A 20,306-nucleotide genomic window follows, 5' to 3' on the forward strand; every position below is an offset into this window, starting at 1 on the left:
GGAGCGGGCGAGTGTCGTCAACGTCTTCCAAGAGGTTTTTGTTCCATGGCTGTCAACGCAAGCAGCGGCAGTTTCAGCGCCGAGACCCGCCTTTTCCGGCTGGACGGCGAAGGGGCGATGTCGTCCTTGCAGGTGGAAGGCTGGGCCGCGCGCGAGGGGCTGTCGACGATTGGTCAGATGCGCGTGGTGGCGCTGGCCGAAGATGCGGGGCTGGACCTGAACGACATGATCTCGCGCCCGGCCACCTTGTGGACCACGTGTGCGGACGGCACAGAAATTGGGCGAAGCGGCGTCGTGCGCGAGGCCGAGATGTTGGGCGGCAATCCGGGCATGGCGCGGTATCGCCTGACCTTGGCGCCGTGGTTGTGGCTGGCGACGCAGCGGCGCGAAAGCCGCATCTATGAAAGCCAGCCCGTATTGGACATCGTGCGGCACGTGCTGGATACCTACCCGGGCTACACGTACAAGGTGTCCGCCGAGGTCGAGACGCATCTGGCAGATCTGCCCGCGCGTCCCTACACCACGCAGTATCGCGAAACCGATTACGACTTCCTGTCGCGGCTGTTGGCCGAGTCGGGCCTGGGCTGGACCACCTTCGAAGACGACAGCGCGCCTGCGCGCCACGCGGTGCTGATCTTTGCCGACAGCCGCACGCTGGCCGAGGACGCGCAGTCCGCCGGCGTGGGCGTGCGCTTTCAGCGCGCGCACGCCACCGAATCGCGGGACGGCGTGCAGGTGTTTGCGCGGCGGCAACGCCGCGGCGTGGAACGCGTCACCGTGCTGGGATGGCACGGCAGCGGCAAGCATGCCATTTCGGGGCAGGCCCTGGCGGGCCCAGCGAGCGGGTCCGATGACGAGAGCGCCGGGCTGGAATGGTTCGAGCCGCTGGGCCACGGCGCCTTGTTGAATCAGGCGCATGCGCAGTTCCAGGCCACGCTGATGATGCAGGCGGTGCAGGCAAGCGCCGAAACGTTCGTGGGGCGCGGCAATGTGCGCACCTTCCGGTCGGGAACGCGGTTCACGCTGCAAGACATGTCGCCATTGGGTCCGTCCGGCGAGGCGGGTTTTGAACCGGTCTTCGCGCTGGATCTGCTGGAGCAGGTGGGCGTGAACAATCTGCCTGGCCAGGCCGATGCCGGCATGGCGGCAATGCGGGGCGCGCTGGATGAGTTTCTGCGCTTTGACGACGAGACCGTCGCGCACGCCGCCGACGGGGATGAGCCTGCGCGCAACGACGCCTTCCTTGGCCAGGCGCAGCCCGATGCCGCCGTGCTGGCGCGCGCGCACGACGTCGGCTACGCAAACCGGTTCCGCGCCGTGCGTTGCGACCGGCCCTGGCGCGCCGCCTTCGCTGCGGGGCGCGGCGCACGGCTGGCGGGCGCGCCGTCGGTGGTGGGCGTGCACACGGCCATCGTCACCAACGCTGAAGGTTCCACCGAGGCCCGCGGCGAGGACGAGATCTACCGCAATGCACGCGGCGATGTCCGCGTGCGCTTTCATTGGCAGGCCGAAGGCGCGGGCCTGGCAAAAAGCCGATGGGCCCGCGTGGCGCAGCGCCAGGCAGGCGCGGGGATGGGCATGAGCTTCGTGCCGCGCGTCGGCCAGGAAGTGCTGGTGCGGTTTCTGGATGAAGACATCGACCAGCCCCTGGTGGTGGGCGCGCTGTACAACGGACGCGGCGAGGGCGGCATCCCTTCCACGCCCGGCGGCAGGGCCGGCGAACCGATGAACACCGACGTCTACGCCGCCGCCCTGGACGGCAAGCCCAGTGCGCAGGCCAACCTGGCCAGCGGCAATGCGCCTGCCTGGCATGGCGCGGCCGGTGGCGACGAACAGCATCGCAACGCGGCCGCGCTGAGCGGCTTCAAGAGCAAGGAATTCGGCGGCGACGGCTACAACCAGATCGTGTTCGACGACAGCGATGGCCAGCTGCGCATGCAGATCAAAACGACACAGGCCGCCACGGAGTTGAACCTGGGCCACTTGATTCACCAAAGCGGCAACTATCGCGGCAACGTGCGCGGCGTGGGCGCAGAGCTGCGCACCGATGCGTTCGGCGCGGTGCGCGGTGCTGGCGGCGTGTTGCTCACGACCTATAACGCGGGCGGCAGCGAGCCGGCGGGCGAGGCCGCGGCGCCTTTGACGCTGGCCGGGCAGGCCGACATCATGGCGCAGTCGTTCGATGGCGTGGTCGGCGCCCACCAGGGCGTGCGGCTGGCGTCCGCGCGCGGCACGACGTCCGAAGGCGCCAGCCGCCTGGATGGCGAACGCGCGCCGCTGGCCGCCATGACGCACGCCGTGTCCGGCACCGTGGCCGGCGAGGCGCTGGGCGGCGCGGCGGGCGATGCCTCGGCCAAACATACGGACGTGGTGGACGGCAAAGTGCCCCACCTGACGGACCCGCTGGTGCTGATGGCGGGCCGCGCGGGCCTGACGCAAGCGGCCGGACGCAACCTGCAGGTAGCGGCGGGCGAACTGGTGCATTGGTCTTCCGGACAGGACCACAACCTGGCCGTCATCGGGTCGTTGCGCGTGCATACCGGGCAGGCGCTGGGCATCGTGGCCGGAGTGCAGCAGGGCGGCGCGGAATCGGGCCTGGATCTGATTGCGGGCACGGGCGATGTCGAGGTGCTGTCGCAGCACGATGTGCTGACGGTGCAGGCGCAGCAGGATCTGCGCATGGTGAGCGCCAACGCGGGCATCGAGTACGCGTCGCCCACGCGAATCCGCATCGCCAACGCGGCGGGCGCCAGCATCGTGATCGAAGGCGGCAACATCACCGTCACCGCACCGGGCCGTATCGACGTCAAGACCGGCAACAAGCAATTTGCCGGCCCGACGCAGATGCCGTATCCGCTGCCCCAGTTCACCGTCTGCAAGACCTGCATCCTGGACGCCCTGGAGAGCGTGCAGTCCATCACCGACAAGGCATGACGGCGATGCACTATTCCTGGCAGGACGCGCTGCTGTCCACATTCGCCGAATTGCCCCATCACCGCGGCCCGTATGGCGAGGCCGCTCGCGCGTATGTGATCGTCGACTTCCGCGGCCATCCGGATCTGCTGGCGCGGCTGACCGCGACCGAGGACCTGAGTTTCGGCTCGGTGTGGGCGCAGACCGGGCTGGACATTTACGGCGACGTGGCGCCGCTGCTGATCGAAGTGGACGGCGCCTCGCAAGGCGTGCTGCGCGGGCCGCGTCACGGGGATTTCAGCACCGTGCTGGTGCGCGTGCTGGAAGCGCTGCACGAGCGCGCCGCAGGCCGCTACGCGATGATGAGCTTCGCGTCGGCGGTGCCGCTGGAAAAGCTGATCGCGCACTTCGGCGCGTTCTGCGACTACGCCTTGCCGGATGCCAGCGAGTTCTTCCTGCATTGGTACGACAGCCGCATCCTTGCGCGCGCGGTCCAGGTCTGGACACCCGAGCAGCGCGCGCGTTTCGCGGCGCCCTTGATCACGCTGCGGTATGCGCTGCGAGATGGCTCGCAGGGCGAGCTGGCGGGCACGGGCCGGCTACCGGCCGCGCGGCCGGACGGCATCGAACGCTTCACGCCCGAACAGCATCAGATGCTGTTCGATCTGGACTACCCGGACAAGCTGGCGGTGCAGTTGCGCCGGCTTTATCCGAACCTGCTGCCCGGCAACCCCGATCAGGACGCCCTGGTGCCGCGCGTGCAGGCGCAATTGGAACGCGCGCGTGCTCACGGCGTGGCAGGAGATAAGGACACGTTCGACTATGTCGCGTGGGGCGTGGCGATCTCGCCGCGCTTCGATGAGCATCCGGCGATCGCCGACGGGCTGCGTGCGTATCGGGAAAACGCAGAAGGCGGGCTGTCGAAAGCGCTGGAAGGCGTGCCGGATGCGGTGTGGGATGCGGTGCATGCAAAGTGGCGCGAGACGATTTCGGAGAAATGAATGCGTAAGGGTTTGATCGGGATACTGCTGTGGCTGGGCCTATTGGCGGGGTGCAATGGCGAACCCATCTATAAGGGGGTGAGCTTTGTCACGTACAACTACACACCATGGAACCTGGAGCCCGTACGCATCAGTGATGCATCGGGTCGCGTGGCAAGTTCCAGCACGCTCCCATCGGGCGGCGGCGAGGGGAGCGTCTCTTGCTGCTATACGTTTTCCGGTACCGAATTCAAGGTGAAATGGAGCGGAGGTGACCCCGACCTGCTCCGCAAACATCTGTTTGACGGCAAGTTCGACGAGGTACTGTTCAAGAAGGAAACGACGGTGCACTTCCCGGCCACGAAAGTGCCCGAAGGGGATGGAACGCTGATTCTGGAGTTGCACATCTATCCGGATGAACACATGGAGCTCGCCTTGAGCCGCGAGTTGAAAGGGCAAGTCAGAATTCCAATCGTCGATACCACTCGCTGGCTGTATGGGAAGTACCGAGACGAGCTTGCGGGGTACAAGAGTGCAGGCTATTTGGCCAACGAAGTTGCCAGGGTCACAAAACAGGCGTGGATGTCCTATCGACTAGAAGACGCCGAAGACTTGCGCGGATATATGTATCTGCACTTCATTGTGTCTTCCAACTTTGGCAAAGACCCGGATGTGGCATCCGTTCTGAACGACCCTGACCGCAAGCCCGGTGACTTTGGCCGCGCCGTGGCCGCTTTGTCGAAAGAGCAGATCGCACGGATCAAGGCGACCGGCGAGCCGGCGGGAGGAAAGCATGTCCAGTGATCAGCTTCCGGATCAGGATAGAACGCCCGCATCGGTATTGAAGGCGATGGCGGAGAATGAGGCGGCCTATCCAAAGGACTCCTGCACGGAATGCGGCGTCACGTTGCGCCTGGGATTCTTCTTTGACGGGTTCGGGCGGAACAAGGATCTGGATAAGGAAAATCCTACGTTCCTGTCCAACGTCAGCCGGTTGTGGATGGCGCACTACAACGCGGGCAACAAGCCCGTCACGAACAAACAACGCTGGTATGGGTTTTACTATTCCGGCCTTGGCGTCGACCTCAACGAGGGCGCAAAGGAACAAATCCTCGTCAGCGCGCTCACGCTTGCTGGCGGCAAGATGGTAGACAAGGCAGTCTCTAGTGCGCAGGATGCTGCGAAGAACATTACGCGTCTTGATGAAGTGCCCGATGTGGATGCCACCGGGCGTGCCAAGAAGGCTGTCCAGCAATCCATCAAGGACGGGTCCTTCCACCCCATGGTGAAGGCGTACAAGGACGTCGTCAAAGACGTTCAGACGCTTCCGGAGAAGACGGTCAGAATCTGGAATGCCCTGGATCCCGACCGGATCCGCAATCGCGCACAGGCCACCTTGCGGGGCTTCTGGTCGGATTTCAAGAAGAACCCGCTGAAGGTTGCCTGGACTGCGGGAAAGAACGCCGCCAAGGCAACGTTGCTGGAGGGCGTGCCGGTAGTGCGGGACAATGCCGTCGTCGCCGAATTGATGGGAACGGGCGTTGACACGCGCCTGGATGCAGCCAGACGTCAGTTCGAGCAAGCCTATCAGGCTGAGAACGCGGGCACGGAAAAGGTCGTGCGTATCGAGGTCTGCGTTTTTGGAGCGGATCGCGGCGGGGTCATCGCCAAGCAATTCGTCAACGATATCGTCAAGAAGTACAAACGCCGCCACGACACCGACCTGGCCATCATCGGAAAAGACGGTGCCCCGGACGCGAAGATTGTCATTCGATTCCTGGGACTGTTTGACAGTGTCGCTTCCATCATGGAAGAAAACTGGTTCCTTGAGTTAATTCCCTTCACGGACCTGATCAAACAGACGCACAAGGACCGCACGCTGACCATACCCGCAGCCGTGGAGAAGGCCGTGCATTTCGCCGCGGCGCATGAGTTGCGCCGCAATCAGCGGCTGGACTCCCTGGAAAAGACGCGTGGCCTGCAGTATCTCTATCCGGGCTCGAGCGGTGACGTGACCGGCGTGGCCCCAATGGGATCGCTGGGCACTCGCGCGTCGCTGTCCCGGGTTCCATTGCGCGAGATGATGAACCTGGCGCTCGCACACGGCGCCGCAATGCATAGCATGGAAAGCCTGGCGGTCCGTGATCTGGCGCTTTACCGGATGCTGAGCCTGGCCGACGCGATCGAAGACGAAGGGCAGACCTATCACGTCCAGGAACTGGTCGATGCCTACCGCGAGATCGTCAAATACGAACCTGGCTGCGATTTCGTGCCGCACATGGAAGTTTTCCTGCGGTGGCTGGCGGTGCGTTATCAGGACCCCGTATTTCGCGCCGGGATGTCGGATCCCGCGGAGCAGTGGATCAAGGACCGGGACTTCTTCACCCCGGAGCAGGAGCTCATCGAAGAGCGCAGGCGATTGGGCATGGTATCGCGGGAGGAGCTTGCCAAACCCGAGACCACGGCGCGCGTGCGCGAGCTGGAAGCCTTGGCCAATGAGCGCCGCGAGCGCGCCAATGCCAGCCGTGGCGAAGCGCCGCCGCAGCGTTTTCTGCCGCTGTGGGAGCGTCTGGAGGAGGAGTACAAGGGGTTGGAAGAAGCCGAACGCCAGGATGCGGCGACGGAGCAGCGGCGGCAGGACATGGAACGCAATCAACCCGAGCAGCTTCGGGCCATTGAACGGTGGGATCAGGACGCGGTCTTCATGGAAAACATGCGCCTTGGCAGAAAGCCGGGCGACCCAGATTATGTGGAGAAGCTGCCGGACCCCTTCGCCGACATGAAGGCCGATCGCGCCATGCAGCGGCGTCTGCTGACCGCCTGGCGCGATGCGCGCGACGGCAAGACGCAATTGCCGCCCAAGGTGATGACGCTGTTCGACTGGCTGGTGCATGACGCGATGCTGAGCAGCTGGCCAGACCATCTGCTGGCCAGCACCCGCATGTATTTCCGCGTGCGCGACAAGGATGTGTTCGCCAAGACCGACGCGAAGGCCGAGATGGAACAGCGCGCCAAGGATATGCGCAACGCTGAGAAGGTGGAGGCGATGGCCGCGCGCAACGAGCAGAACATCCGGCAGATGACGCCCGCACGGCCCTGAGCGGCCGCGTGGTTGTAATGGAGCGACGGCCCCGCAGAGCGGGGCCGTCTTCATTTGACCGGCCCGTTCGTTTGGCGGCCGGATCTTCTACTGGCCGTCGCTTTCCCTGGCCGGCTTTTACTTCTGGCCGAGTTTCACTTCTGGCCTTCTTCGACCTCGATGGTCACCGTGTTCGACTTCACGTCCTCGGCCTCGATGTAGACCTCATACGTGGCCGGCGTGGCCGGCAGGTGCAGCACGCCGGCCATGTCGGTGGTGAAGCGCGTTTCCACGGTCATGCCCGGCGGCAGGGCAATCTTCGGGGGGCGGGGGCCGCCTTCCCGCGGGTCCACCGAGACATTGGGCAGCTTGGGACGCACGTAGTTGAACGCGACGCCGCGGTAGACCTTGCCGGTGCGCGTATCCTTCGCCACGAAGCGCGGAAGTTGCGGATTGTCGATGACGGGCAGGATGCCGCGTGCGCAGACCGGAATCGTCAGGGTGCTGCCGTCGCGGATCCTTACGCGCGAGGGCGCGGCGATGCGCATCTGCGCGTCGTAGCCTTGCAGCGGCGGCATGCAGGCGTGTTCCTGCTGCGAGTGCGTGGGCACCGAGGCAAAGGAGGCGGGCTCGATCCAGTCGGTAGTCATGATGGGCATGTCGATGTCGTTTCAGAGGGCGAGGGTGATCCGGGGCGCGTCGTCAGAATGAGGTCCAGCCTTCCGAGCAGTCCACCTTGCGCACGGCCTTGCTGCAACTCGGGCAGAAGTGGATGTTGGCGCAGGTGATGCCGTACATCACGCACTGCCCGATCTCATCGCTGTACTGGCCGTTCCGGTTGGGCAGGCCAAAGTAGCAGTGTCCTCCCATGTTGTAGTAGAAGTACTGCGGCGGATCCAGCTTGGAATCGTCGGCCGAGGAGTCTTCGTTGCGCAGGCCGGGCCAATCGGGGCCGCTGGGCACCATGCCGAGCAGGTGGCCCATTTCGTGGGCCAGCGTTTCCGTCAGGTACGCCTGCGAGTTAGGAACGTAGGGATCCAGCGTGGACACGAACAGCAGGTTGGTGCCGGTGATGGCCAGGCCAGCATAGCTGGCGGCGACCGTGTTGAACTGGATGTTGAGCACGCCGTTCAGGGGCGTGGACGAAATCTGGGTCAGGTCGACCTTCACGGAGAAGACGGCGCCGGAGCTTTCGCGCAGCGGCGTCATCAAATGGCGCGGAATGGGAATCGAACGTTCCGCGCCCGACGCGTCGGTGTAGATATACCGGGCGTGGACGAGCCAGTCGTCGCTGTCGTCGAACTCGTACCAGAGGCTGGCAAGGGTGCGGTCGTCGTTGACGATGGGCACCGTCATCACGCGTCCGCCCGGGCCGGCCGGCACGGGCAGGCGCATGTCGCCGCTGGTGCCGGGCGCGGCCAGCCGGTCGACGTGGCACACCACCAGCGTGTAAGGCTCGCGCTGCTTGCCGGGCGAGGTGGCGTACACGCGGCGCACGGCGTCCATGATGGCCTGCTGCGCGTCGACGTTGTCCGCCGCATCCACCGCCGAGCGGCCGCGGAATTGCAGGCGCGGCAGCTGGATCATGTCGATGCCGTGCAGCGCGAATTCCGCGGTGACCGGCGTCACGTCGGCCAGATGGTTCGCGGGGCGGGCGCTCATGCACATCACTTCCTGGATATACAGGCGGCGCGCGGTCTCGACGCGCTCCGTCTTGATGAGCTGGCCGCGTTCGTCGCGCACCTCGAACAGATAGACGTTGCGGCCGGCGGCGGGCAGGTCGATGTCATCGACGATGCGGGTGCCGTCGGCGTCCGTGACGTAGCTGCGCGGGTTGGCGTGCGGCTCCTGGTAGCTGGCGCGGCGGCCGCGCTCGCGGCTGGAGTAGGCGATGTTGCCGGCGTCGGCCTTGACGGTGATGGTGAAGCGGTGCGCGCCCGGACGGTTGAACTCCACGTGGATTCGCGGGCGTCGGGTCTGCCGCTCGGTGGTGGTCAACGCGTTGCCGTCGTTCCAGCGTTCGTCCGCGCGTTCCAGGTTGACGTATTGCAGGCGCGCGCCATCCTGGCGGCCGCGATACGTGGAGACGCTGGGCACCACACGCCCGGAGCCGGACGGGCCGGGCAGGCCGCCAGGCAGATTGGTGCCCTGCGTGCGGGCGACCGGGCCCAGTCCGATCGTGTCCAGCACGTCCCGCGCGATCTGCGGCAGCGGCGAGTCCGCCACGCCCGGGATCTTCATCAACACCTCGGCCACCTTGGGCAGCGTTTCGGTGGCGAGCGTGGGCGATTGCAGGATGGCGCCAATGACGCCCGGCACCGACGAGGACGACAGGCCCGGCATGCTGAGAATGGCGCCGGCCACGGCGGGAATGTTGGCCTGCTTCACGTCGGGCAGTGAGAACAGCGTGTCCACGGCTGAACTCAGCGCGGCGGCGCGGTCACCCGCCGAGTTCAGCGCTTGCGTCATGACGGGCACGATGGCTGCGCCAACGTTGGCGCTGACGCCGCCGCCGGCGAGCGTGCTGGCGCTAGATAGCACGGTGGAGGCGGTGCTGGCCTGCTGCGCGATGGCCGCCAGGGTGCCGCCGCCCGCCACGGCGGCAATGCCGGACGCCCCGGCGCCGCCACCCCCGCCCGCGGCAGCGCCGGCTGCACCGGCTGCACCGCTTGCGGCTGACAGGTCCGTCGCGCGGGTTGCCGGTGTGCTGTCGGCCATGCCCGCCGCGCGCGCGGTCTCGGCGCCGAGCACGGTGTCCGGCGGGGCGGCAGGGGCTGTGGTTCCGGCCGGCGCAAAGGGCGGCGTGGCGCTGGTGGCGCCGGCCGCTGCGCCGGTGGCACTGGCGCCGGTGCTGGCGCTTGCCAAGGGCGGCGTTGCGCTGGTGGCATCGGCACCGGTGCTGGCGCTTGCCAGGGGCGGCGTTGCGCCGGTGGTGTTGCTGGCGGCGAGGGGAGGCGTTGGGCTGGCGCCGCCGCCAGCGATGGGGGCGGTGGTCTCGGCGGGTTGCGATGAAGAGACGTCCGCCGGGGAGGGCGCGCCGGTAGTTTGCGTGGTGGCGGTTGCCGGTGCGCTGCCATCGGCCGCTGCGGAACCGCTCGGCGCGGCCGCGCCATTCGCGCCGATGGGAGCGGAGGCCGCCGAGGCGTTCGTTGAACTTGCGGTCGCGTCGGTGCCGGGGATTGCCCCTGCGCCTGCATCTGCTGCGCCTACGCCCGCACCTGCTGTACCAGCTCCAGCACCAGCACCAGCTCCAGCACCTGTGCCTGAACCTGCACCGGCACCCGTACCTGCTGCACCAGCAACTGGACCTGCATCGGCACCTGTATCTGCTGCACCAGCAACTGCACCTGCATCGGCACCTGTACCTGCTGCACCGGCACCTGCACCAACACCTGCATCCGCTGAGCCTGTCTCTATTCCGGCGCGTGCCGCCGTGCCTTCGCTGACGTCGGCAGTTGCCAAACGGGGAGAAGCCCCCGCGGAACCTGCAACCGCGTCTGTTCCTGCGAGCGGACCCGCGCTGGCGATGCCGCCCGTGGCTGCGGGAAGGGTCGAGGTCGCGGCGCCGCTTGCCGCGGCCGCGTCAACTGCCGCTCCCGCGCCCGCCGCGCCGACGGCAACGGATGGGCTGGGAGAAGCTTCGATGTTAGGAAGCCCGAAAGTGCCGTCCCCGGTCGCACCGGGCAGCCCGGTTCCCTGAGGCAGGCTCTCGCCGGACGCAGGCACGAAGCCGGGCGTTTGCGGCGCCGCGCCAGACAAGGGCGGCGTGGTGAAAACGCCGGCCGATTCGGGCAGCGACGGCGCGCCGGCCAGGGCAGCGCCCGAGTCCGTGGCGCCGGAGGAAACCGGCAACCCGCTTATCGCCGCGTCTGACGCGACCGGCACGCTCGGCGCCGCAACGGATGGCGCGCCATTCGGCAACGCCAATGCATCGGGCAGACTGCCCGGCGCGGCGGTCGAGCCGGACGCCGCTTGCGTGACGCTGCTGGCCGCGGCAGAGGTGGCGCCCAACAGACTGCCCGCGCCCGCCGCAATGGACGCGAGCAGCGCGGCATTCGCAGCCGGGCTGCGCCCCTTGGCCGTGTCGTCCTGCTGCGCGGCATCAGCCGCGTCATGAGCGGGGGCGTTTATCGACCCGCGCACAGCGGCCGCACCGGTGGCCGCGGGGGCATCGGCACGCTGGCTTGCGGGCATGCCGGACGCTTTGTCGCTGCCGCCTTCGCGGTGGGCGGACGTGCCGCGCGCAAGCCAGTCGCGCGCGTCCCGCGCAGTCTGTTCCGCGTGGGTGGTCTGCTCGTCCCGTTCCGCCGTGCGTTCGAGATGCGGGGCTGGGCCGGTCGAGCGATGCGCGTCAGGCGACGCGCCCGGATGCTGCGCTGTCGATCCTTGCGTGAACGCGGGCGCCAGTCCCGCGGCGGCGGCGCCGATACGTGTCGGGTCGACCTGCGCGTGCTGGGTGGCGTCGTCGCTGTCATGGGCGTGCTGGGTGGCGTCGTCGCCGTCATGCGCGTGCTGCGTGTCGTCATCGCCGTCCTGGGCGTGCATACGACGCGACGTCGTCGCGGCCACGGTTCCGGCGACAGCGGCGAGCAGGCCGATGGCGGCTCCCGATCCCACTGTCTGACGGGCGTGGCCCGGCGCGGCCATGGACGCGGACGGCGCTGCATCGTGGGTCGAGCCCGGCGCCGTCCTGGCGTCCGCCTCGATGCGGCCGGGCGCTTCCGTGCCCGCGATGGGGGAGAGATGCGAGCGGGCGGCAGCGTCGGATTGCGTAGCGGCGGTGGACGCGACCGATGAGGACGAGCCGAAAGCGGGCTCGCCTGCCTTGGACGCTTGCGAGTCAAACGCCGATCCGGACCCCGATCCCGACTCCGACCCCGATCCCGATTGGGTCGCGATGGTCATCGCTGCGGACGCCGAACTGCTGCGGCCCGCCAACGAGGCAGCCAGCGAGCCCGTGGCCGGGATGCCGACTCCCGTTGCGCCAGCAGCAAAAGCGGCGGCGCCGCCAGCAGCCGACGCGATGGATGGGACGGCCGTGCCGGAGCTTGAGGTGGCGATGGCAGACGCAACGCCAGCGTCCGCGCCAGCAACAGATGCCGGCGAGGCGATGTTCGCATCCGCGCCAGCGGCCACGGCGCCAGATGCCAGAAGGTCGTCCGCGCTTGCGGAGGACACGGCGGAGGCAACACCGGCGTCTGTGTTTGCGAGCGACGCGGCGGCGGGTGCCCCGGCGTCTGTGTGTGCGGGGAACGCGGCGGAGGTAATACCGGCGTCTGTGTTTGCGAGGAACGCGGCGGGGGCTGTACCGGCGTCCGTGCTTGCGAGGGAAGTGGCGGAGCCAATGCCGGCGTCCGTGTTTGCAAGGGACGTGCCGGAGGCAATACCTGCGTCCGCGCTTGTGAAGGACGTACCGGAGGCAATGCCCGGGCTCGCATCTGCCAGGTGCATGCCGGAGGCGACGCCGGTGTCCGCACTGGCGAGCGACGCATTGGACGCGATGCTTGTGCCTGCCAGGGTTGCGCCCGATGTGACACCCGCGCCAGCGACTGAAGCGATGCCCGCGCCCGCGCCAGAGCTAGTTCCCACGCCGGCGCTGGTGCTTGCTTGGGAAGGAATTGCGGACGCGGCGCCGCTGCCGGCCGCTGCCGTGGCAAGCGTGGGCGTTTGTGTTGCGGCGTCGGATGCGGACGGCGCTTGCAGGGTGCCGTTGGCCGGATGCGCACTGTTGTCAGCCATGGCGCCTGCGGGCGATGCCGCGGCCGCCGCAGCGGCGGGGGCCGCCGAAGACGGAGGCGTTGCGGCCCCCGTGGCCTGCGGGGCGGACGTCGCGGCGGATTCCGACGTTGCTGCCGATCCCAACGCCGTTTCCGAGGCCGATTGCGAGACCGTTTGCGAGGCCGGTGACGAGGCCTGTGCCGACGCGGACGCCGGGTTTCCTGAAACGGCGGAGGGGGCCGCGGATGCCGGTGTTGCCGTGGTCGCGGAAGCCGTAGCCTGCGTCGATGCGCCTGCCGTTGCCGACGCACCTGCCGTTCCCGATGCACCTGCCGATGCCCCTGCAGTAGCCGACGCACCAGCCGTTGCCGATGTCCCTTCCGTAGCCGATGCGCCTGCGCCTGCCGGGTCGGCGGCCGGCGACGCACTCGCCGCATTCATCGGGCTTGATGCCGACGCTGGCGCCGATCCTGCAGCCGCCGATTGCGCAGCGCCGGTCCCCGTCGGCGCGAAAGACGGCGTCGCGGCCGCGCCCGTCAGTCCGCCGTCGGCGCCGAGCCCCGCGCCCGAACCTGCCTCTGCACCCTTGCCCAGTCCCGCGATCGACGCGGCGCTCGTGATCATCTTGGACGCGCCTTCGGGCGCGGCCGAGGCCAGCATGTCGGTCGCAGCGGGCAGGGCAGCGGTGGGGTCCTTGACCCATTCAGCCGCCTTCGAGACCGTGCCAACCGCTGCTGTCGCGCCGTCGATCATGCCGCCCGCGCCGGGCGCGACGGACTCCAGCATGCCGGAGGCGGCGGGCAGCGCGGACATCGGGTTGGCGATCATGGCTTGCGCCTGCGACACCATGCCCATCGTGTTCTTGGCCGTGTTCAGCAAGCCTCCCACGGCGGAGGGTGTCGAACCCATGCCGCCGAGCAAGCCCGGCGCCTGCGACAACGCGCCCATGGGATTTTTCGCCAGCCCGGCCAATGTGTTGGCCTGGCCGGCAAATTGCGAGAGCTTGGCCGCCGCGCCGGCGGCCGTCTTGCCCAGTTCGCCCAAGCCGCTGGGCGCGAGGTCGCCCAATCCGCCCAGGCCCCCGCCCGCACCGGCCGCACCCGCCGCGCCGCCAAAACCGGCCATCAGGCTGGTTCCGGCCTTTTTGGCGGCCGAGGCCAGGGCGCCGTCCTTGTGGATAAGCTCTGCGCTGACGATCAGCGGGTCGTCGACCGTGGTGCTGGGCAGCGCCGGCAGTGCGGCGGCATCGCTGCCGGGGCCGACGAAGTTGTGCGTGGCGCCCTTGACCGAAAACAGCCCCGGGCCCTTGAAGACGATATCGGCGCCGTCGAGGATGACGCTGCCACCCGCTGCCTGCAAGGTGACGCGCTGCTGGCCCAGGATCTCGATGCCTTCGGCCGATGACGTGACGGTGATGTCCTGCCCCGCCAGGGCTTCCAGAATGTCGGTGTGGGCGTGCAGCGACACGGGCGCGTGCGCCGAAACCGCGCGTATCGCCCCTTGCTGCGCGAACACGCTGGCCGACCGTGCCGACACGGCCGCATAGGTTTGCGTGGCGGCCACATGCGCATCGGATTGCGCCGTGGCGTGCAGGTGTTCGCCCGCGTGCAACACGGCGCTGGCCGGCGTGGCCAGGTTCAGCGAGTTCGGCGAATCGATCAACAGATGCGGGCCGTTGATGCGCTCGACGGCGGCCTCGCCGGTGCGTTTCCCGTCGGCGGCCTTGCCCGCGGCCTGCCCGTTCACCTGGGCGGCGTAGCGGCCTTCCAGCTTGGGGTCCAGCGCCTTGAGCAGATCCTCGTAGCCCTCGGACGCCGCCAGCGGGCGCGCCTTGTGCTGGCCCGCGCTGTCGTTCAACCGGCGCGACGCGTCCTGCGCGCCGCGCAGCAGCAGCAAGGCTTCCTCTGCATCGGCTTGCGTCGACTTGCCTTGTTCCCGCGCGGTGGCCGACAACAGCATGCCCTGACCGGAACGCACGACCGTCCACGCATCCGAGCGCAGTTCAAAGCCGGTGCCGCGCCATTGGCCGCGGCTGGCGTCGTCCAGGTCCTGTTCCACCAGATAGCCCAGCCCAAGTTGCGTGGCCGCGGTGGAACTGGCCAGCCGCGTGCGCAGCTTGCCCTTGGTGTCGTCGAACAGCCATTGGTTGCGGCCCGCGCCATCCAGGCCCTGGCTGTGCCACCCGCTCAACACGCCGGCGTGATTGGCGTCGCCGTCTTCGCCGGCGGACCAGGGCGGCAGATCCGCATCGTTGTAGAGCTGCCCCGCGACAACGGGCTGGTTGATATCGCCGTCGATGAATTCAACGATGACCTCGGTGCCGGCGCGCGGCATGTGGTGCGCGCCCCAGTTCGGGCCCGCCTGCGCACTGGCCACGCGCAGCCACGTGCCCGAGCGGTCATCGCCGGGCGCATTGCCGCTGGCATCGCCATGCGTGCGATGCGGCAGGCCGCCCGGCAGCGGCTTTTCGCCGCGCTGCCACGGAAACTGCACCTTGACGCGCAGATCGCGGTCGGCGGTGATGGGCGCATCGGCCGCGCTGACGACCACGGCAGCCAGGCTTTCCGGCGCCGTGGGGCGCGCGCGCCACGCGGGCATCAACGCGGCGGCGTCGGGCTGCGCAACGAAGACATTGCGGTATGTGCCGCGCTCCATGTCCGGGGTGTTCAACACCTGCGCGGCCTGGCTGCCCAGGTTGTTCGTGGCTTCGTGCGTCACGTCCAGCACCACGTAACGGTTGCCGCCCAGTTCATCGGCGGCCTGTCCGCCGCCGCCTTCGGCGTAGCGAGCGTGCTGGCTCAGCGCGAACACGTGCCCTGCCGCCAGCGAGCGGGCGGTGCCCGCGCCCTCAAAGCGCACCACCTCGGATTCATGGGCGCGCAGCGCCCGCGCGGCGCTCCGCTCGGCTGCGTCGTCGTCGCCATAGCGGCCATGGCCGGCGTAGTCGTAGTCTTCAAGGACGGGCAGCGATTCCACCTGCACCTGCGACTGGCTCTGCGCGGCGTGCGCGTTCAGCGTGCGCTCGTTCCAGGCGGCGCGCGCCACGCGGTTGGGCCGCACGGCCTGCCGGGCGGCAAACCGGGTGATGCTGTCGCTTGTTTCGGTCGCGTCGCTACGGTGAAAGCGCAAGGGCGAGGCCGGGTCCTGCGGACGCGCGGCGTCGGCGTCGAAGATCACCACGCGGTGGCGCGCGCCGCCGCTGGCGGACTGGCCGTCGTCCTGTTGATGTTCGAAGCGATAGCTCAGCCCCGCCTCGGCCAGGATGCGTTCGACGAACGCCAGGTCCGACTCTCGATACTGCGTGCAGACGGCAAGCGGCTCCAGCGCCTGGCTCAATTCAAAGGCGAACGCGGCCTGGGGATAATCCGAAAACACCTCGCTGACGATGTCCTGCACCGACAGGTCCTGGTAGATGAAGCTGTCGCGCCGCAACGCCAGCGCGGCCATCCACGGCGCGGCATGCAGGCGGAAACGCGCCAGCCCGCCGTCGGCGCCCAGCGCGTCCACCCCTTCCACCACCGCGTGCCACCGCCGCATCGCGCCATCGGCCTGCAGCAGGCTGACGCTGATCTCCTTGCCCAGCAACGCGCTCACGTCCACTTCGGCGCTGGCCGCCAGGCAATCCAGCGTCAGCGAGAACAGGCGCGACACGCCTTCGCGCAGGTTCAGGTGTTCGACCACGAGTTCGGCGTTCAGCGGGGTGTCCAGGCGCAGCAGGCGCGCCTGCTGCGACAGCGTGGCGATGTTCAATGACGAGTAGGCCGGGGCGTTCGAAGGCAAGGCGTTCATAGGACGTGGCGAATGTCGGTCGGCAGAGCCGGGGCGCGGGGCACGCGCCGGGAGGGGACGGGTGAAAGCGGGGGCCGGGCATCGGCCCGGACGCTATGGCAGCGAAATCGTCAGGTGCGCGGCGCGCGGACCCAGCTTGACGATGTCGTGGTACGGCGCCATCGCCGTCTGCATCTCGGTGTTCAGGAAGTGGCGCATCCCCAGAAACGCCAGCAGGCCGAGCAGCGCAAAGACAGCCATGATCGACCACAGCGGCACGTCGCGTTTCAGCGTGTGCGCCACCTTGTCGGGCAGCGGCCAGTGAGGCGCGAAGCCGGTGCGCTTGCCGCGCAGCAGCGCGATCTCGTCGCCCAGACGCGCAGTCAGATAGCCGAGTTTTTCCTGGCCCTCGATCAGGTACTTGCCCTGAAAACCGAGCAACAGGCACATGTAATAGATCTCAAGCGATTGCAGGCGCGGCGCGCCCTGGGCGCGCAGGTCTTCGAGCCGGGCAAAGAAATTCTCGCCAGCCAGTTGTTCGCCGAACAAGGTGAGCTGCAGGGGTTGTAGCATCCACGCGTCGCGAATGGCGAACTGCGAATTCAGCACGGTCTCGTCCACTGCGGCGCAGAATGCATACTTGGTGGCATACACGTCTTCCGCGGGAATATCCATTTTCTTGGCGGCGCGTTCGTAGTCCGCCAGAAACTGCTGCACCCGCGCCGAGAACGCCGCGGCGTCGGTGGGCTCCTGTCCGCTCTTGAGCAGGAAAAGCATCAGGAAACCGTCATACAACAAGTCCAGCAAGGACCTGGCCGGACGGCTGGCGTGGAACTCGGCGGCCCGGGGCGGCAGCGTGGCGCCGGGCATCAGGGAGGGAGCGTCTGCGGTCATGGAAGTACGTGTCCTGTCAGCGGGTGACTGCAATCAAATCCAGCTTGAGTTCAGGGATGCCGGCGGGCGCGTAGATGGCGATGCTGCGCGCTTGCAGCATGCGGTCATAGAGCGAACCCCGCGCCTGTAGCGCGAAATACACCGCCCCGGGCTTGACGGGCACCGCCGGCGGCACCTGCGGCGTGTAGGCCAGCGGCACGCCGGGCATGGCCGACAGCACCAGCTTGTCCACGTCTTCCGGCGCGCCCACCTTGAAGCGCATGGGCACGCTCTCGGAGAGTTCCGAGGCAGGCATCGCGGCCTGCACGGCCAGATACAGCGACGTGGTTTCGTCGAGCTTTTCCGAGTCCAGCCTGCCCATGTGGAACGACGGCCGCAACTCTTCCAGCACGATGGAGAAGTAGCGTGTGGAGATCACCGTTTCCAGCAGGTCGCGCAGGATTTCGTCCATGCGGGCGAACGCCGGGCCGGGTGCGTCATGCCGGTAGACGGGCAGGTCGGCAAGCGTATGCAGCTTGGAGAACGTCATCAGCGCGCCCGCCAGCCGCGCCAGTTCCTGGAACAGGCGTTCCGGGTGGAGCTGCGGGTGGTGAAACAGATGCGACAGCGTGGCGTAGGCCTCGTTGGCCGTGTGCAGCAGCCAGAACGAGGCGACGTCGCCCGAGCGGAACTCGATGATGTTCTTGCTGGGTTCGCGGTGAAAGCCGTACAGCGCATTCACCTTGGCCTGCAGCGCGTCCAGCAGTCGGCGCAGCTGTTCATGCAGGGCGCCAGAGGCCGTCAACGACAGGCTCGGCGCAACGAAGGTGGTGTCCAGCTCATAGCCCGCGCTGGCGGTGCGGCGCACGCGCGCTACCGGAATAGCCAGTAGCGCGTCGCGCGGTTCGAATTCCGAGATCAGGCGCACGTCTTTGCGCAGGAACGCCAGCTCAGCCGTGGTGGCGCCCGTGTACAGGTCGGGGGCCGGCGCATTGTTGTGCGTGTAGCGTGAGTCGAAGCTGGCTGCCGACTGGCCATCGCGGTAATTGCCGCCAATCGCCTTGAGCGGATGGATGGCCAGATAAAAGACCGCTTCGGTGACGCCATCCAGCGCGGTTAGCGCTACCGGCGGCGGCAGTTCATCGCCATGGGGGGCGTTATAGAGTTCACCGTCCGGAAACACCGCGCTCATTTCTGTGGCGCGCAACATGCCGTTGGCCAGTGCCGATGCATCGAAGCGCGCGGCGCGCAGGCCCCACGCATAGGGATGCAAGGCGCGGGCCATCTCGGCCAGCCGGTCTTCGTGATAGGCATCCTGCCGCTGAAAATGTTGCGGCCGCAGAAACAACCCTTCGCCCCAAAGGACTTTGGCTGAGTGACTCAAGTTGGCGCTCCCTTTGCTTGTCTTTCCATGTCTTCATATAGAAGGCGGGCCTACGCGCAATGCGCGTCAACCGGGACACTGCACGCCGGAAAGGCGTGCCGGGTCGTAGGCTGGCAGGCCCGCCGGCAACGTGGGTTTGCCAGTGGCGACGGTGAGCGCACACGCGTGCGCGCCCAGCACAATCCCACTGTCTTCCACGTCGTCGACCTTGAATACATACTTCCAACGCATCGGCGCGGGCGCGTAGAACAACCCGGCGATCGCGATGTAATCGGCTTGCTTGGGGACCTTTTCGACGGCTTCGAACCGTTGGCCGGGTGTGAGCGTCAGCTCACGTATTCCCAGCACGGATTCCCCGAGCGTGGCTTTCTCGGCAGCAGTGTCTATCAATTGCGTGAGCGGCGCACGTTGGAATTGCTCAGGATTCTTCAGGTAGTATATTTTTGTAACCACAGCCATCGACTGTCCGCTGCTGGCATTCAAATTTTCTCCGGCATGGATCGTCAAATTCACCTCGACAGGCGCGTTTTCGGGCTTTTTCAGGCCCGCCATCTCCATCGCATTTCCGGTCAAGCCGGCCACCGCGCCGATGGCTGATACGGCCGCACATCCAGTAATGACGGTGCTTGCAAGCGAGCAAGCCGCGACTGCGAAGAAGCGTGATAAATGGATATGTTTGGACATGGCCCTTTATACCGGAAGTGTGTGAAGCAATACAGATCGCAGCACGTTAGGCGCAATTTCGACGCAAGTAACATGAAGACACTTGCTGTAGCGCTGGGCTAACAAAAGGTTGTTGAAATACGGCCCCTAGTTACAACCCCGCTAGGTGCTTAAAAATGCGCTTTCCCCGCCTCGTCGTTCTCGCAGGTGTCGTTGCCGTTATGGCCGGCTGCGCGTCGGTAAAACCGCAGTCGGAATCCGAATACAAACAATCCATGGCCGAAGCGGAAAAGGCGCTTGAGCAAAAGAGCGCCGACCAGGCCGTCGCGCAATTCGAGGAGATTGCGGTCCGCAATCCGTCCAAGGGATTGCCGTGGTCCTACATCGCGAAGATTCGTTTCGACGAACAGAAATATGGTCAAGCCATCGTCGCGGCCGACGAGGCGCTGAGCCGCGACCCGGATGATTTCGTGGCCAAGAGCGTGCGCGCCGTCGGCGGCCTGCGCGTGGCCATGCAGTCGCTGGCGGACCTGCGCGCCGATGCGTTGCTGGCTGGCAATGCGCGCGCAGACGCCGTGGCCCTGGCCGCGGCAATGCGCGAGACGCTGGGGCAGGATGTGCTGTTCCCGGAAGGCCGCCGCCCGCCGCCGCGTCCGCGTCAGCCGCCGCGCAAGGCCGACCCCGCCCCGGCGAGTGCGTCGCCTTCCAGCGCCGCCGCTACGGGTGCCGCACCCGCCGCATCGACGCCTGCCGCACCCAAGGTCACTCCCAGCGCCGCGCCGGGGGCCGCCTCCAATGCGTCGCCCGCCGCAACCCAGCCCGCCCAGCAGCCCAACCGCGCGCCGAACCCGTTCGGCGACCTGCTTACCAAGTGATTCGCCCAGGCAGCGCCGGGTAGCCCGGCGCGCCTGACCGACCGCCACGATCC

The 20,306-nt window shown here is 67.4% G+C and carries 10 protein-coding genes; 5 read left to right on the forward strand and 5 right to left on the reverse strand.

Annotated features, from left to right (window positions below):
* The first annotated feature begins 45 nt into the window (after positions 1-45).
* The 4 genes from ASD87_RS20315 to ASD87_RS20330 are packed head-to-tail and all read left to right on the forward strand — an operon-like array spanning position 46 to position 6,993.
* Positions 46-2,934 carry a type VI secretion system Vgr family protein gene (locus ASD87_RS20315; protein WP_056325702.1) on the forward strand — a complete coding sequence of 963 codons (2,889 nt, stop codon included), beginning with the start codon at positions 46-48 and terminating at the stop codon, positions 2,932-2,934.
* Entirely contained in the window at positions 2,931-3,914 is a 984-nt protein-coding gene (locus ASD87_RS20320; protein WP_235512768.1) for a DUF4123 domain-containing protein, read from the forward strand. The genes ASD87_RS20315 and ASD87_RS20320 overlap by 4 nt, the downstream gene beginning before the upstream one ends.
* The gene (locus ASD87_RS20325) at positions 3,915-4,697 is read left to right on the forward strand and encodes a DUF3304 domain-containing protein (RefSeq protein WP_056325705.1); all 783 of its coding nucleotides are present in this window, start codon (positions 3,915-3,917) and stop codon (positions 4,695-4,697) included.
* Positions 4,687-6,993 carry a phospholipase effector Tle1 domain-containing protein gene (locus tag ASD87_RS20330; RefSeq protein ID WP_056325708.1) on the forward strand — a complete coding sequence of 769 codons (2,307 nt, stop codon included), beginning with the start codon at positions 4,687-4,689 and terminating at the stop codon, positions 6,991-6,993. Before ASD87_RS20325 ends, ASD87_RS20330 begins: the two co-directional genes overlap by 11 nt.
* Positions 6,994-7,127: 134 nt before the next feature.
* On the opposite strand, the gene ASD87_RS20335 is transcribed toward ASD87_RS20330, so the two are convergent.
* The 5 genes from ASD87_RS20335 to tssJ form a co-directional block, all read right to left on the reverse strand.
* Complete coding sequence (locus tag ASD87_RS20335; protein WP_056325710.1) at positions 7,128-7,631, reverse strand: hypothetical protein; 504 nt, start codon at positions 7,629-7,631, stop codon at positions 7,128-7,130.
* A 43-nt stretch (positions 7,632-7,674) separates the two neighbouring features.
* The gene (gene tssI, locus ASD87_RS27555; protein WP_082586372.1) at positions 7,675-16,479 is read right to left on the reverse strand and encodes a type VI secretion system tip protein TssI/VgrG; all 8,805 of its coding nucleotides are present in this window, start codon (positions 16,477-16,479) and stop codon (positions 7,675-7,677) included.
* Positions 16,480-16,572: 93 nt separating this feature from the next.
* Positions 16,573-17,352 (reverse strand): type IVB secretion system protein IcmH/DotU, encoded by a 780-nt coding sequence (gene icmH / locus ASD87_RS20345; RefSeq protein ID WP_056325715.1) that lies wholly within the window; start codon positions 17,350-17,352, stop codon positions 16,573-16,575.
* A 16-nt stretch (positions 17,353-17,368) separates the two neighbouring features.
* Complete coding sequence (gene tssK, locus ASD87_RS20350) at positions 17,369-18,715, reverse strand: type VI secretion system baseplate subunit TssK (RefSeq protein WP_056325717.1); 1,347 nt, start codon at positions 18,713-18,715, stop codon at positions 17,369-17,371.
* Between the two features lie 66 nt (positions 18,716-18,781).
* Complete coding sequence (gene tssJ, locus ASD87_RS20355; protein ID WP_081100935.1) at positions 18,782-19,399, reverse strand: type VI secretion system lipoprotein TssJ; 618 nt, start codon at positions 19,397-19,399, stop codon at positions 18,782-18,784.
* 254 nt (positions 19,400-19,653) lie between these two features.
* Between tssJ and ASD87_RS20360 the strand changes: the two genes are divergently transcribed.
* Positions 19,654-20,253: a M48 family metallopeptidase gene (locus ASD87_RS20360; protein ID WP_230964931.1), complete on the forward strand. Its 600-nt coding sequence runs from the start codon at positions 19,654-19,656 to the stop codon at positions 20,251-20,253.
* Positions 20,254-20,306: the final 53 nt, after the last annotated feature.

Source organism: Achromobacter sp. Root170, from assembly GCF_001428165.1.
GTDB classification, from domain to species: domain Bacteria; phylum Pseudomonadota; class Gammaproteobacteria; order Burkholderiales; family Burkholderiaceae_B; genus Achromobacter; species Achromobacter mucicolens.